This window comes from Lederbergia lenta NBRC 16444 (assembly GCF_001591545.1).
GTDB lineage: Bacteria > Bacillota > Bacilli > Bacillales > Bacillaceae_C > Lederbergia > Lederbergia lenta.
In genome coordinates this window covers 1-15,179 of sequence record NZ_BCVC01000010.1, presented here as the reverse complement: position 1 = coordinate 15,179, position 15,179 = coordinate 1, and the positions used below count along the sequence as shown (strand labels likewise).

At 35.1% G+C, this 15,179-nt stretch carries 8 protein-coding genes; 6 read left to right on the top strand and 2 right to left on the bottom strand.

Features of this window, described 5'->3' with window-relative positions; translation table 11 throughout:
- Positions 1-46: 46 nt before the first annotated feature.
- A complete protein-coding gene (locus BLE01S_RS18105; RefSeq protein WP_066145690.1) occupies positions 47-1,540 on the bottom strand; it encodes a peptide MFS transporter in 1,494 nt (497 codons plus the stop codon).
- A 479-nt stretch (positions 1,541-2,019) separates the two neighbouring features.
- On the opposite strand from BLE01S_RS18105, the gene BLE01S_RS18100 reads away from it, so the two are divergent.
- From BLE01S_RS18100 to BLE01S_RS18075, 6 genes are all read left to right on the top strand, one after another.
- On the top strand, positions 2,020-2,376 hold the full coding sequence (locus tag BLE01S_RS18100) for an NUMOD3 domain-containing DNA-binding protein (RefSeq protein WP_066145687.1): 357 nt from the start codon (positions 2,020-2,022) through the stop codon (positions 2,374-2,376).
- Positions 2,377-3,103: 727 nt separating this feature from the next.
- On the top strand, positions 3,104-4,252 hold the full coding sequence (locus BLE01S_RS18095) for a histidine kinase (RefSeq protein WP_066145684.1): 1,149 nt from the start codon (positions 3,104-3,106) through the stop codon (positions 4,250-4,252).
- Positions 4,233-5,345, top strand: coding sequence for a response regulator (locus BLE01S_RS18090; RefSeq protein WP_066145681.1), 1,113 nt, complete (start codon positions 4,233-4,235; stop codon positions 5,343-5,345). The genes BLE01S_RS18095 and BLE01S_RS18090 overlap by 20 nt, the downstream gene beginning before the upstream one ends.
- 430 nt (positions 5,346-5,775) lie before the next feature.
- The gene (locus BLE01S_RS20905) at positions 5,776-13,092 is read left to right on the top strand and encodes a Cna B-type domain-containing protein (protein ID WP_066145678.1); all 7,317 of its coding nucleotides are present in this window, start codon (positions 5,776-5,778) and stop codon (positions 13,090-13,092) included.
- Positions 13,093-13,114: 22 nt separating this feature from the next.
- Complete coding sequence (locus BLE01S_RS18080; protein ID WP_066145675.1) at positions 13,115-13,711, top strand: class D sortase; 597 nt, start codon at positions 13,115-13,117, stop codon at positions 13,709-13,711.
- An 89-nt stretch (positions 13,712-13,800) separates the two neighbouring features.
- A complete protein-coding gene (locus BLE01S_RS18075) occupies positions 13,801-13,995 on the top strand; it encodes an anti-repressor SinI family protein (RefSeq protein ID WP_066145672.1) in 195 nt (64 codons plus the stop codon).
- A gap of 369 nt (positions 13,996-14,364) precedes the next feature.
- On the opposite strand, the gene BLE01S_RS18070 is transcribed toward BLE01S_RS18075, so the two are convergent.
- Entirely contained in the window at positions 14,365-14,490 is a 126-nt protein-coding gene (locus BLE01S_RS18070; RefSeq protein WP_066145669.1) for a small acid-soluble spore protein P, read from the bottom strand.
- Between the last annotated feature and the right edge of the window lie 689 nt (positions 14,491-15,179).

The following is a 15,179-nucleotide window of genomic DNA, read 5'->3' as shown; positions in this document are numbered from 1 at the left end:
AAAGACGAGAGAACAGTTATGTCTCTCGTCTTGATCATCAATTGATTTAATGTACACCTTTCATATATCGCTGTATGATAGGTGTGAATAAAAATAGAATGATACTCAGCAGAATAGCTGCTCCGCCAATAATGCCAAAATAGAGCATTTCAGTTTCTGGTTTATAAAAGTTAACAAGCTGTGCATTCAAACCTTGGGCAGCAGCGTTAGATAAGAACCATAGACTCATTGTTTGTGCCGAAAAAGCAGCAGGTGCTAATTTTGTCGTTGCTGATAATCCAACCGGTGATAGGCATAACTCACCAATAACAACGATGAAATAACTAAGCACAAGCCATAACGGATTTACCAATGAATTTTCTCCACCAAAGTATGCTGGTAAAAGAATAACTAGGAACGATAGGCCGGCAAACAATAATCCCAAAGAAAACTTATGTGGAATAGAAGGTTGACGATTTCCTAACTTCATCCATAACCACGCAAATACTGGAGCCAATGTAATGATAAAGAGCGGGTTTAAAGATTGGAACCAGGCTGGTGAAATATGGAATCCTAAAAATTCTAGTTGTGTACGTTTGTCCGCATAATTGGCAAGAATGGTTGATCCTTGTTCTTGGATGGACCAAAACATAACCGAAGCTAGAAATAATGGGATGAAAGCGATAATTCGCGAACGCTCTACATCACTCGTTTTAGGACTGCGATACATAATAACGAAATAAATCGTTGGAATAAGGAAACCGAGAATTCCTACCAAAGCAATAAATGATTTGATAGTAAGTAGACCTAATGGGATGCTTACTGCCACTATAATAGCTATAAAAGCAAAAGCAAGACCAATAATTGTAAATACCTTTTTCTTTTCAGTTGGTGATAATGGGTTTGCTATATATGTCCCAGCGAGACCAAGGTTTTTTTTCTTTGTAAATAGAAAAACTAGTAAACCGAAAAACATACCGATTGCAGCAATACCAAAACCTAAATGAAAGTCGTATTTCAATCCGACTTCTCCGACAATTAAAGGAGAAATGAATCCGCCAAGGTTAATACCCATATAGAAAATACTAAATCCAGAATCACGGCGATTATCTGATTCACTGTAAATATCTCCAACCATACTAGAAACATTAGGTTTCAGCAGGCCTGTACCAAGAACAATCAGTACCATAGAAACAAAGAACAGCGATATGCTCCCAGGTATTGCTAGAGCAATACCTGGGAGCATAATCAGAATTCCACCATAAAATACAGCTCGCGATGTTCCGAATATTCTATCAGCTAACCATCCGCCGATAATTCCAGACATGTAAACGAGAGATCCATAGATGGACATTATAGCAAGGGCTGTATGTTCCTCGAGTCCCAATCCACCTTTTGATACTTCATAATACATATAGAAAACAAGGATGGCCCTCATTCCATAATAAGAGAATCTCTCCCAAAATTCAGTGAAGAAAAGTGTAAACAATCCCTTAGGGTGGCCAAAAAATCCCTTTTGAGGAACACTTTCTACAATTTTCTGTTTATTTATTTCAGACATAAAAAAAGTCTCCTTTGCTATTCTTGTATAATATTTTATATTGTTGAAATAATTTTAGTTATTAAGAGTATAACCTTTTTAAGGACGTATGCTAAGACAAAATAAAATAAAAGTTTCTTTAGAATAGTAAATGAATTGAGAATAATACTTAAGTAACGTAAACAATGCGGTATTGATGATCGTTCAAAATATGTATAACTAAATAAATGCCAAATTTACCAAAAACTTTTAAAGCATTTTAAAAAGGAACACTAGTTTACCCGTGATTTTTGTTTCTTCCTATGTTCAGAATTAGTTCAGAAAGTTGATACATAATAGATAAGTAATATTTTTTTATTAAATATGTACAATTAAAATATTTAGTCGATAAAAATTTTAGGGTTATTATCCAAATGGATTAATTAGATTTGTTGGTGCACCAATACATTTGCTAATAGTGTGGTGTATTTACCTACCATGTGAGAAAGGAAAATTACTATATGGAAAAGAAGCTCACAAAAAATGAAAAAATAAGCCGAGCCATGAAAGGGAGAACTCTTTCTGATGAGCATAAACTTAAATTATCTAAAGCTAAAAAGGGCATAAAAAGATCAAATGAGACAAAAGCAAAAATTAAACAAACGTTACTAGGGGATAAAATAAAAGACTTGAAAAAAGACCATCCTGAAATCCCGAAAACAAACATGAGCCGCACACATTTAACAGCAGCAGATGTAAAGCAAATTAGAGACCGTTATAGTAATGAAGAAGCGCTATCTATACGCCAACTTGCGAAGGAATATAATGTGAGTAGGCATACGATTCATAGTGTAGTTACTTACAAGCTTTGGAGATAATACTTTTGTTAGGAAATGTAGCTATGAGCTGTCTTACGGGGTATCTATGAAAAGAATCATTGGAATCATCCTATCGATAGGTATTTTTTAAATTACACTACTTGCCTCATTCTATTCCGTAGGCGTATTAGAAATGGATGGGACAAAGACGAATGTTCTTGTTGCTAATTATTACTATCTTAATGGCAGATTTATTCATTTTTTTGAAATTGGAACATCTAAACATTATGAAGCAAAGAGATTGAAATAGGGCGTTAGATACTTTGCGGATTTCCGGGTCATTTACTGTTCGGCGTTTATTACCTTCTGGTCCTTTTTTAGCGGAGAAGCGATGTATATCAATTACATTTTAGCTTATTCTGTATATTTCAGTCGGTATATTTAGTGACTTCAAATGAACGAATTCAATTTAATTTACCCGAACATTCAAATTGCCCCTTGTCTACGTAGATGAACATCAGCTGAAACAAATTGTATTCGATTTATGCACAATGACTTAAATTTACAAAATTTCGAGAGGTTATTATCTCAACGGAAGTTCACGATGAAGAGATGAATATTCATTTTCTGATACAGGGGTTGGTATAGAAGAAGGAGCTAGCTCTCATATTTACTTCGTTTTATCAATTGGAAAGCGATTTCATTGTAAGGATCAAAAGGCTTTGGGTTAGGTCTGTTGATTGCAAAATAACTAGCTGAAGCTTTAGGCGGGAGGATTTAGATAACTTTGGAATATGGAAAAGGCTCTTGTTTTACTTTTGCGATACGATTAGCGAATGAGTGTCAGGTGCCAGAAGTGAAAGTAGAAGAAAAAGGAGACATATGTTTAAAAGGTGTCCTTCGTATGAATAGACCTATGAAGCTTGAAGAAGACTACAAATACACTATTTTAGTAGTCAATGATGAACATACGAACTTAAAAAAACAGATGGATTTAGTTGCATCCCTTAATTATACAGTCATTACAGTAGATAATGGGGAGGAAGCAATAGAAGCATTGAATAATGAAGCGATTGATATGATGATAATAGATGTGGCGATGTCTAAAATGTCGGGATATGAATTATGTAAAATTGTACGAAAAGATTATCACTCAGTCGAATTACCGATTATTATTTTAACAGCAGATCAATTAACAGATTTATCACTATACTATGATGTAGGAGCAAATGATTTCTTACATAAGCCTATACAAACGGAACAACTAATAGTAAGAATGAAGTCGTTATTAGCCATAAGAAAGTCTGCACAAGATGCTGTTCATGATGAATTGAGTTACTTCCATGCACAAATTACTCCACATTTTTTATACAATACACTTAACACAATTATTGGATTAAGTTATGGAGATGTAGATAAAGCGCGAGAAGCATTAGAACATCTTTCAATCTATCTAAGAGCCAAGTTGGATTTTTATAATCGTAATTCTCTTATTTCAATAGCGAAAGAAATGGAATTAGTGAAGTCCTATTTATCTATTGAACAAATGCGGTATCGGGAAAGATTAAAGGTTCATTATAATATTGATGAAAGTGCACATGCCATGCTACCATCCATGATAATTCAACCACTTGTAGAAAATGCTGTTCAACATGGAATTGCTAAGAAAACTCCAGGTGGTTCATTATGGATTTCCATTCAAAGGGATGTCGCAGGAGTTAAGATAGTTGTTGAAGATGATGGAATGGGTATAACCGAATATAAAAAAGCAGAACTACTAAACGAGGGAAATGATGAAATTGGTTTCTCGAATATTTTCAAAAGATTAAAATTAATGAAAAGAGTAAAGTTTTCATTAGAGAGTGTGGAAGGCGCAGGGACGAAGGTAACGATCATCTTGCAGGGGGTGCAAAATAATGAGGGTTATATTAATTGATGATGAGCAATTGGCGTTAGAAGTACTTGAAATACAATTAAAGAAAATAAATGGTATTGAAATAGTTGGTAAATATACTAATCCCCAAAAGGCGTTTGAAGAACTGGAAAGATTTGATATTGACATTGTATTTTTAGATATGGAGATGGGATCCATTCATGGGCTTGAATTCGCAGAAAGATTAATGACTAATTTCAATAATTTACAAATAATTTTTGTTACTGCACACCCGCAATTTGCATTAGAAGCTTTTGAAGTAAACGCGATTGATTATTTGCTGAAACCAGTAAGGCTGGAAAGGTTAGAAAAGTCAATTACAAAACTACGAGAAAAAATGCAGTTATACCGTAAAGGAAAAGAATTGAAAGTCGCTAAAGAAACGTGTTTATTCGCTAAGTCGATGGGGGATTTTCAGTTATATGATTCTGAAAAGAACATAGTAAAATGGCGCACAAAGAAGGTAAAAGAATTATTCGTTTATTTATGGCTTTCTAAAGAAGGTGTGCATAAACATCGACTAATAGAGGATTTGTGGTCAGGGATACCTATTGAAAAAGCAAATACCCTAATCCATACTACAGTGTATCAATTAAGGAAGGTTTTAAAAGATATTGGGATTTCGAACCCTATTTCTTTCACAAATGAGCAATATACGTTGAATATGACGCTGAAGAGTGATCTTTCTGAATTAGAAAACATCATAAAACTTATTGAAATAACAGGACCCAATATAGAAAGGATACTTCAATTATATACAGGTGACTTTTTGGAAGTTGAAAGTTATAGTTGGGCTTTACATGAACAACATAGTATTAAAAAATCCTTTTCGAAGTGCTTAGAGAATTATGTATTAAGTGCAAAAGATGATATAGAGCAATCTTATTTTGTTGAAATCTGTTTAGAAAAAATGATTGAGCTGGAATCTTATGAAGAAAGGTATATTTACTTATTAATGGATCATTATGGGAAAACAAAAAGTGTCAAAAAAATGATCGCTTTATTTCATGTTTTCAAAAAGCAGTGGTTGGATGATTTAGGGCTCGATGTACCCCAAGAGATGAAAGAACTTTATTATAAACATTTAAATAACTAGTATTTTCGATTATTAGTTACCTGGATAAATTATGTTTCCGAGATCTAGCATTCGCTTTCAGGCGTGCGGTGGGTTTCCTCATCGTTGTGCCCCTGTTATATCTTTACTTGTCACAGGCTGTAGAAAAAACCAATTTATTCTTAATTTCCCGACAGTCGTTTTATTCCATATTGTGTACATTTTAATAGTAAATCTTTTGTCTTTAAATGGAGCCACCTAATAAATGTAGGTGGCTTTTTTTATTTATATCTAACCCTCGTCATAAAACAAAAGATTAAATGTGTTCAGATTTTGTTCAGAGTTGTTTTGTTAATATTTACAAGGTAATTGGCTTATCTAAACCACATATCCGAGTACATAAATAGAAGGGGAATTACACTATATCTACTAGTTTTAAAAGGGTTTAAGCCAAAAAGGGAGGAAAAAAGGAATGGGGAAAAAGGTTAGTATTATTGCTTTTATCTTTGTGCTAATATCCAATACTATTTTTACCAGTATTGGGCTACCGGTACAAGTGCAGGCGATAAGTAATCCAGAAAAGGACGTTTTCGCTAATATATCTTTAATAGATGAAGCGGGTGAAGTAATCAATGCTGAAAAGCAGATCAGTCCAGAATCAGCTGTGCGTATACAGTTAGATTGGAAACTGACAGATGCAAATGTAAGGGCGGGGGATGTTCATTCAATAAAACTTCCACCTGCATTAAAGATCATAAAGCAGGAAAGTGGTAAATTGATAGCGAAGGATGGACTGGAAGTAGCTTCATATGAAGTTGCTACTGGTGGTATGGTTTCAGTAACTGTAAATGATGAAATAGAAATCCCTGTTAATGAGACTGGAACCATCACTATTCCGGTTATTTTTGATAAAGAAGTAATAAAGGATAGTGAAACAACAGCACTTACATTTATTAACAATGGTAAAGCACAGGTTATTGATGTTGCTTTTGAAATAAAGGCGAAGGATGAAACAACCGAGGAAGCAACGGGAGAATCAAAAGAGACTGAAGAGGAAACGATTGCGGAGGATACGGAAGTTGTTGATCAAGAGGGCGGAGAAATAGAAGATGAGAAAACAGAAGCGCCTGAGGAAACAATAGTAGAAGATACAGGCGAAAAGGAAGAGCAAGCAGCTGATATTAAGGAAGATTTATCAGCATTAAAATCTAAAAAGGAACTGAAAAGCACGGAAATAAAGGGAAATATTTTAACTAGTACTAAATTAATTATTCAAGACGAAAAGGGAAATGTAATAGAAAGTGCTGGGCCTGACTCAATCATTTCAGTGTATTATGATTGGGCGCTTGAAAATGGTCATGGATATGCAGCTGGATCAACGTTCACATTTCAACTTCCAGCAGAATTGGAAGTGTATGAATTTGTTATTGCTTCACCTATGAAAGCTCCGAATGGTGATATCTTTGGTCACTTTTCAGTCGCGAAGGATGGCACAGCGACTGTTGAATTTACAGAGTATATTGAGCATCATTCTAATATTAAAGGGACGCTCGAAGTGTTAACAGAATTAAGTAAAGATATTATCATTACAGAAGACAAAGAAATTATCGTTACACCAATTGAGGGTGGCGATTCAATAAAAGTACCGATTACGTATAATCCTGGCGGGCCAGCAATTGAGAAAAAGGGTGTACCCAATAAAGGATATAACGCTGAAACAATTGAGTGGACAGTGGATTTTAATAAAACATTAGAAAAAATTGAAAACGCAGTTTTAAATGACCCAATTCAAGCGGGGCAAAAATTACAAAAAGATAGTCTCAAGCTATATCACTTGATTACTAAAATGGATGGAACCGTTACTCTAGGTGAACTAGTAGATCAAAGCAAATATATTGTCGGGAATACTACAGATGGAAAAGATTTTTCCCTTGATTTTCGTGGCGATATTAATACTGCTTATCGAGTAGTGTATACAACGGATATTACTGATGGGGATCAAAAGGACTTTAAAAATACAGCAGAATTGCTATCAAATGGCACTAAGGTTGCTGATGCAAGTGCATCTGTAGGTGTACAAAGAGGCCATCCAATCGCGAAAAAAGCAGCTCATTATGATTCTAAGAATCAAACGATTACATGGCAAATTCGATATAATTACGATGAAAAGAACATTGCGCAAGTAGATGCGTACTTGAGGGATGCGTTTATAAAAAATGATAGCCAAGAACTAATGAGGGAATCAATTGTAGTTAAGGACGTAACTATTGACAGTAATGGCAAGGAAATGATTGGTGAAGTAGTAGAAAAGGGAGATTATACAGTAACCTATAATGTTGATGGGACAGTAGAGGAAGCTGGAAACCCAATAAATAGAAAATTCAATTTTAACCTTCAATTCAATAAAGATATAGATTCTGCGTATATAATCGAGTATAAAACAAAAGCTACGGATCGTGTTTTTGATGGAATAGATATTGAAAATAGAATTTATCTTGCGGATGATAGATACTCTACTGGGAAGCAACTTGTTGGTCAACAGATTCTATTTAAAAATCATGGAACACCAAATTATAAAGATAAAATAATTGAATGGACGATTTCCTTTAATCATGATCATCAAGAAATGAAGAATGTCCTATTAACTGATGTATTTACAAACGGGGGGCTTACGTTAGATCCTGAAAGCATTGTGATTACAAATAATGATGGAAAGTTAGCGAGTCCTGGGGATTATGAAATAGTTAAGGATGAGCAAAATGAGTTTGTTATTCAGTTTAATAAAACGATTAATTCAGCACATACAATCAAATACAAAACAGATTTTGATTATGAGCAGCGAAAAGACAAATCATTAAACTACTTGCAAAATAAAGCAACTCTTGCTTGGACTGACAAAGATGGTGCGGAGAAGACAAAAGAGGCGCAGTCTAATTTCATACCAAATGACTATACACAGTTTAATGGTTTTAAAAATAGTTCATATAATGCCATTACACAAGAAATCACTTGGAGTATTGTTTTTAATTATAATTTACAAAAACTTACTAGTGCTTCTATTGAGGATTTTATTACACAAAGTGAAAATCTTAAAGTCGACCTAACTTCCATAGAAGTTCACAAAGTAATTCCTAAACAGGGAGAAAATGCGGTAGAGGTAGGAGAATTAGTTTCTCCAGATCTTTATACGAAGACAGAGATTGAAAAGGATGGAAAAAAAGGATTTAAAGTTGAATTTAGAGATGAAATAAACGAAGCATACCAAATAACGTATAAAACAAGCTTAAAGAATTTAAGCTTCGTTGAAAAAATATATGATAATAAGGTAACTGTTTTTGATGGTACGAAAAAACAAGCAGATCTCACCGCATCTGTATCTATTCCACACGGTGGAGCGTACACGACTAAATCAGCCGAGCAAAATGGTAAAATCATAGACTGGAAGGTCAATATCAATTTTGCCCAAGCAAAAGTTAATAATGCAACAGTAATTGATACACCTAGCGATAACCAATCAGTTTTAGAGCAGTCATTTCACTTATACGCTACTAAGGTGGCTGAAAATGGAACTGTAACAAAAGGTGATGAGTTAAAGCTCGGTGAAGATTACACGCTTAAGTTTACAGAGGATCCATATTCTTTTGAACTTAAATTCAATAATGAAATTAGCAAACCGTATACTTTAGAATATCAATCACTTATTCTTGCGAAGACTGGTGATAAAATTAACAATGATATTTCATTTAAAGGTGACAAGACTACAGAGGGTCCAGTAAGCGAGTCAAAAAGTGAAATTGTAGTAAAGCATACTACAGGTATGGGGACCGGAAGTGGGGAAGTAGGTAGTTTAACATTAACGAAGACGGATGCAAATGATGGAAAGTTACTTCCAGATGCAACGTTTACCTTGAAAGATGCAGATAGTGGCGTTGTTATTAAAACAGCAACTACTAATAGTAATGGAGAAATTGTATTCGATAAATTACTTTTCGGGGATTACCTTTTAATTGAAGATAAAGCCCCAGAAGGATATCTCGAGAACAGCGAGGCAATTACTATTACAATTGGTGGAGATAATGGAAGTGCAAGCAACAGTAAAACTATTAAAAATATGAAAATTATTCGTGCTGTTGAATTAGAGAAGTTAGATAGTGAAAATCCAAATAAAAAGCTCGGAGATGCCGAGTTTGAGCTTCAACAAAAAGATGAAGATAAATGGGTGACGCTTGCAACTCTAACGACTAATGATCAAGGGATTATTTACAAGGATGAATTGAAGCCAGGAGAGTATCAATTCGTGGAAACAAAACCACGACTTGGTTATGAATTAGATAAAACGCCAATTCCTTTCACAATAAAAGAAAAGCAAACAGAGAAGATAAAGGTTACTAAAAAGAATACGAAAACAAAGAGAGAAATAGAAGGTACGAAAGATTGGAAGGATGGGGATTCCAAGGAACGTCCACAGTCAATTGTTGTAGAATTACTTCGAAATGATGAAATTATTAAAGAAGTCGAGGTAACAGCTGCAAGGAATTGGACCTTTAGCTTTGTTGGGTTAGATGAATATAACGATGAAAGTAAAAAGTATACCTATACTGTAAGAGAAAAAGAAGTAGAAGGGTATAAATCGTCTGTTGATGGTTTTAATATTACCAATGTTCGGGCTGGCATAACATCAGTAGAGGGAATGAAAATATGGAAAGATGATAATGCTGCAGATCGTCCAGAAGTAATAAAGGTAAATCTATTACAAAATGACATCGTAGTAGAAACGAAAGAGGTTACGAAAGAAAGTAACTGGTCATATAGCTTTAAAGATTTGGCTAAATATGATGAAAACGGTGTGGTGTACAAATACACAGTTAAGGAGCAAGGTGTTCCAGGGTATAAATCAGAAGTTGATGGATTTAATATTACCAATATCAAATCTGAGCAAATATCAGTGCCTGTTACAAAAGGTTGGAAGGACGATAATGCAACAGATCGTCCAGATTCCATTCAAGTAAATCTTTTAAGAGATGGTGAACCATTCAAAGAAGCAATGGTAACAGCTGAAAATGAGTGGAAACATGAGTTTACAGAACTAGAGGCATATGATGACGAAGGCGTTGCGTATGAATACACAATCGAAGAAGTAGAAGTAGTTGGTTATGAAACAAAAATTGATGGTTTTGATATTACCAATCTACGAGTTGGCAAAACATCAGTAGAAGGCACTAAAACTTGGAAAGACGACAACTCAGCAGATCGTCCGGAAAAGATCAAGGTAGACCTATTACAAAATAGTAGAGTAATTGATACTCAAGAAGTCACGGCTGAAACAGATTGGAAGTTCTTATTTTTAGACTTGCAAAAGTATGATGATGAAGGTGTGGTCTTCAAGTACGCAGTGAAAGAACATGAAGTTGATGGATATAATTCGACTGTCGACAATTACGATATTACCAATGTTCGTACTGGTACGACATCAGTAGAGGGCAAGAAAATATGGAAGGACGATAATGCGACAGATCGTCCAGAAAAGATCAAAGTGGACCTTTTGCAAAATGGTAAAGTGGTGGATGCTCAAGAAGTCACGTCGGATGCAAATTGGAAGTACCTTTTCCCGGAATTGCAGAAGTATGATGACGAAGGTGTCGCATACCAATATACTGTGAAAGAACACGCGGTTGATGGATATGATTCAACTGTCGATGATTTTAATATTACCAACGTCCGTGTAGGTAAAACATCAGTGGAAGGTACGAAAACCTGGAAAGATGATAATGCCACAGATCGTCCAGAAAAGATCAAAGTAGATCTATTGCGAAATGGTAAAGTAGTTGACACTCGAGAAATTACAGCGGAAGCAGATTGGAAATATTACTTCACAGATTTGCAGAAATATGATGATGAAGGTGTAGCCTACAATTACGCAGTGAAAGAACAAATGGTTGATGGGTATGATTCAACTGTTAATGGTTTTAATATTACAAACGTTCGCGTAGGTGTAACATCAGTAGAAGGCACGAAAACATGGAAAGACAATAACTCCGCAGATCGTCCGGAAAAGATCAAAGTAGACCTATTGCGAAATGGTGATGTAGTTGACACGAAAGAAGTCACCAATGAAACAAACTGGGATTACCTATTTACAGACTTGCAGAAATATGATGATGAAGGTGTAGTCTACAATTACGCAGTGAAAGAACATGCAGTTAATGGATATAATTCGACTGTAGATGGTTTCAATATTACCAATGTTCGTGTAGGTACAACATCAGTAGAAGGTACGAAAACCTGGAAAGATGCTAACGCAACAGATCGACCAGAAAAGATCAAAGTAGACCTTTTACAAAATGGAGAAGTAATTGATACAAAAGAAGTTACAGTGGAAACAAACTGGAAGTACCTATTCACGGACTTGCAGAAATATGATGATGAGGGTATCGCCTACAAATATGAAGTCAAAGAACGTGCAGTTGATGGTTACGCCTCAGCGGTAGAAGGTTTCGACATTACGAACGTTCGTGTAGGTACCTCATTGATAGAAGGAACGAAAACTTGGAAAGACGATAACGCGGCAGACCGTCCGGAAAAAATCAAGGTGAATCTTTTACAAAATGGAAAAGTGGTTTACACGAAAGAAGTTGCAGCCGAAACGGACTGGAAGTATCTGTTCGCGGACTTACAGAAATACGATGAAGAGGGTGTCGCCTACCATTACGAAGTGCAAGAACACGCGGTTGATGGCTACGATTCGATAGTAGAAGGTTTCGATATTACGAACGTTCGCGTAGGTATAACATCTGTAGAAGGCACGAAAACCTGGAAAGATGACAACTCAGCTGATCGTCCAGAAATGATCAAAGTCAATCTACTCAAAAATGGTGTGGTAGAAGCGACGCAAGAGGTAACAAAAACAAGTAATTGGTCGTATAGCTTTAAAGACCTAGCCAAATATGACGAAAACGGTGCAGAGTACGAATATGCCGTTAAAGAGCAAGGTGTCCCAGGCTATAAATCAGAGGTAAATGGATTTAATATTACCAATATCAAATCTGAACAAACATCAGTGGATGTAACAAAGGGATGGAAAGATGATAATGCAAAAGATCGTCCGGATTCCATCAAAGTAAATCTGTTGAGAAATGGAGAACCAATCAAAGAAGCAATAGTAACAGCTAAAAATGAATGGACACATGATTTTACAGATCTAGAAGCATATGATGACGAAGGTATAGCGTATGAATACACAATTGAAGAAGCGGAAGTAGCAGGTTATAAGACGAAAATGGATGGTTATGATATTACGAACATTCGTGTCGGTATAACATCTGTAGAAGGCACGAAAACTTGGAAAGGTGATCATGCAACAAATCGCCCAGATTCCATCCAGGTAGACTTATTACAAAACGGCAAAGTAATTAATACAGTTGAAGTGACGGATAAAGCGGGGTGGATGTACAGCTTTAAGGATTTAGCGGAGTTTGATGAGAATGGTGTAGCATACATGTACACAGTCAAAGAACAACGAGTAGATGGTTATACATCTATTATAGACGGCTATGATATTACCAACATCTTAGATCCAGAGCCTGTTAAACCAACAGAACCAACGGAACCTGGTGAGCAAGTTAATAAACCGGGTGGTGAGGTGAAACCTGTCAGTGGAAATAAGCCTGGCAATTACGGAGGAAAACTCCCGCAAACAGGGGAAGAGCAATTTATGTACATGATGATTGCGGGATTCTTGTTGTTGGCTATGGGGGGAGTATTAATCTTCCGTCGGAAAAAGAAGGCGTAATAAGGAGGGAGGGGAAGACTCTATGAAAAATACAAAATTCATGATTGGTATTGTGTTTTCGCTTGCGGGCCTGACCTTCATCTTGTTTCCCCTCTATCAAGAATGGCAGCAAGGAAAAGAGTTAAGGGCATTAGAAGATGCCCTTTCTCTTATTTCAGAGTCAAACGGTGCAGATGTAGATCTTTCCGCGATAGAAGATCTCTCTCTTACTGAAGATCAGTTAAAGGGAGTGCTAGAGCTTGAGATTCCAACGATTGGGTTAAAGCAAAAAGTTCTCGAGGAGACAACGGAAGATAATTTAAATATTGCTTTAACACAAATTAAGAGAGAGCAAGTTCCAGGATTTGGGAATTTTACAATTGCAGGACATAGAGGATATAGAGATAAAAGACATTTTAGCCGTTTACCTAAAGTGAAAGTTGGTGAAAAAGTATATTTGTATGTGGGTAATAAAACATTTGTTTATGAAGTCACAAGCTCTTCAAAAATTGAACCCACTGCGGTTGAAACCCTAGATGATCGAGAAGATAAAAATGAAATCACACTGATTACATGCACGGTAACCGGTTCAGACCGCATTGCTGTTAAAGGTGAGTTAATCGAAACCATCGAGGATTAAGAAATGCAAAGTAAGCCCCTGAAATACTTAGAATACAATTAAACAAATAATATGAGGGGTATTTTTTATTTTCATTCACAGGTGTATGAATGGGGGATGGACTTTTAATGAAGCCGATTGAACAACAGCAAACTAATAGTTTAGATAAAGAATGGATAGCATTAATGATTGCTGCAAGAAACCTTGGATTTACTCTAGAAGAGGTAAGAGAGTTTATTAGAAAAGGAGACTTTTCCGAGTTCAACAGTCCACAATCCATTCATAACCAAAGACGGGAAAGTTAGATTATCATTATACAAAATTCAAGTTTATTATTTTCTATAATGAACTTTTATATTTGACGCCATCAAAAATAACCGAGTATCGCGATTTTGTTAATCGAATATGCGGTTTATTTTAATTTTGCTATATATTTCTAAAAATTTTTCTATGTTTATTCTGAGACAAATGCTTAAAATACCTCTTCAGTTAATATAACTCACTGCAATACTGTAAACACTTGTTGTTCGTTTCTCGTCATGGTAATTTTCCGTTATTCGAGGGTAACGGAACATGGATAGCCATGGTTGAGGCTTAGTGTAGCTGGGCAGATTTATATTACTTCGAGAGCAAAGGTACATCTGCTCTCGAAGTATATATTCCTACAGATGACATTACATATCGTGATTACTACCCTTTTTTTGTCTAGTATGATTTTGATTTTTAACCTTATGAGAACCACTTAAAGGTTCTGGTTGGCTAGATTGCTTGTCCTTCGCTTTATCTGGCTTTTTATTCATGTAATTACGCCCTTTCGAAATGTAGTTGACAAAACAAAATTCTTTGTCGGTGTTATCTTACTCAAAACTTGTAATAATATGAAGAAGATATAAAACAATAAAAAACAATTTACATTTAATGTTTGACTTGAGTTCAATGGTATTAGCAACTTCGATAAACCGTTGGGAAATATTCAAGACCATTTAAATGTAAAGTATCCTGTACATCTATCGAGATGAAAAAGTTTTTAGAAATGGAACTGATTATTTTTCTGGAAAAGACAGGACTGTTTATCAGAATTCCGATTTTTATCCTATTTAAATTAAATTTCATTTTTAAGCGTCGGCTAACTTTATTGTGTTAGTTGAACTTTTTCTGGGATTATAGCGACAATTTTTCTTGATTTAACTCATCATACTTAACAAGTTTTGCTCTGTTACTTCCTATATAAATGTAATTAAATTTCTGGGGAGGATATCAAATCATATAAAAAGTGTTAATAGGGCCAAAGAAATAAATCGACATTTATTTGTGATAGGTGTTGACTTATACTATTTAATAGTTTAATATTAATAACTGTCGCTGATGAGCGGAAAAATATTTTTCGAAAAAAGATTTTTTAAAAAGTGTTTGACACAATAGACAATGAATGTTATGATAATTCTTGTCGCAAAAAACATAGTTCTTTGAAAACTAAACAAAACAGAAA

What these genes read in the sequence shown, in the direction of transcription:
- BLE01S_RS18105 (WP_066145690.1), bottom strand. Translation starts at nt 1,540, where the DNA reads ATGTCTGAAATAAATAAACAGAAAATTGTAGAAAGTGTTCCTCAAAAG.
- BLE01S_RS18100 (WP_066145687.1), top strand. Translation starts at nt 2,020, where the DNA reads ATGGAAAAGAAGCTCACAAAAAATGAAAAAATAAGCCGAGCCATGAAA.
- BLE01S_RS18090 (WP_066145681.1), top strand. Translation starts at nt 4,233, where the DNA reads ATGAGGGTTATATTAATTGATGATGAGCAATTGGCGTTAGAAGTACTT.
- BLE01S_RS20905 (WP_066145678.1), top strand. Translation starts at nt 5,776, where the DNA reads ATGGGGAAAAAGGTTAGTATTATTGCTTTTATCTTTGTGCTAATATCC.
- BLE01S_RS18080 (WP_066145675.1), top strand. Translation starts at nt 13,115, where the DNA reads ATGAAAAATACAAAATTCATGATTGGTATTGTGTTTTCGCTTGCGGGC.
- BLE01S_RS18075 (WP_066145672.1), top strand. Translation starts at nt 13,801, where the DNA reads ATGGGGGATGGACTTTTAATGAAGCCGATTGAACAACAGCAAACTAAT.
- BLE01S_RS18070 (WP_066145669.1), bottom strand. Translation starts at nt 14,490, where the DNA reads ATGAATAAAAAGCCAGATAAAGCGAAGGACAAGCAATCTAGCCAACCA.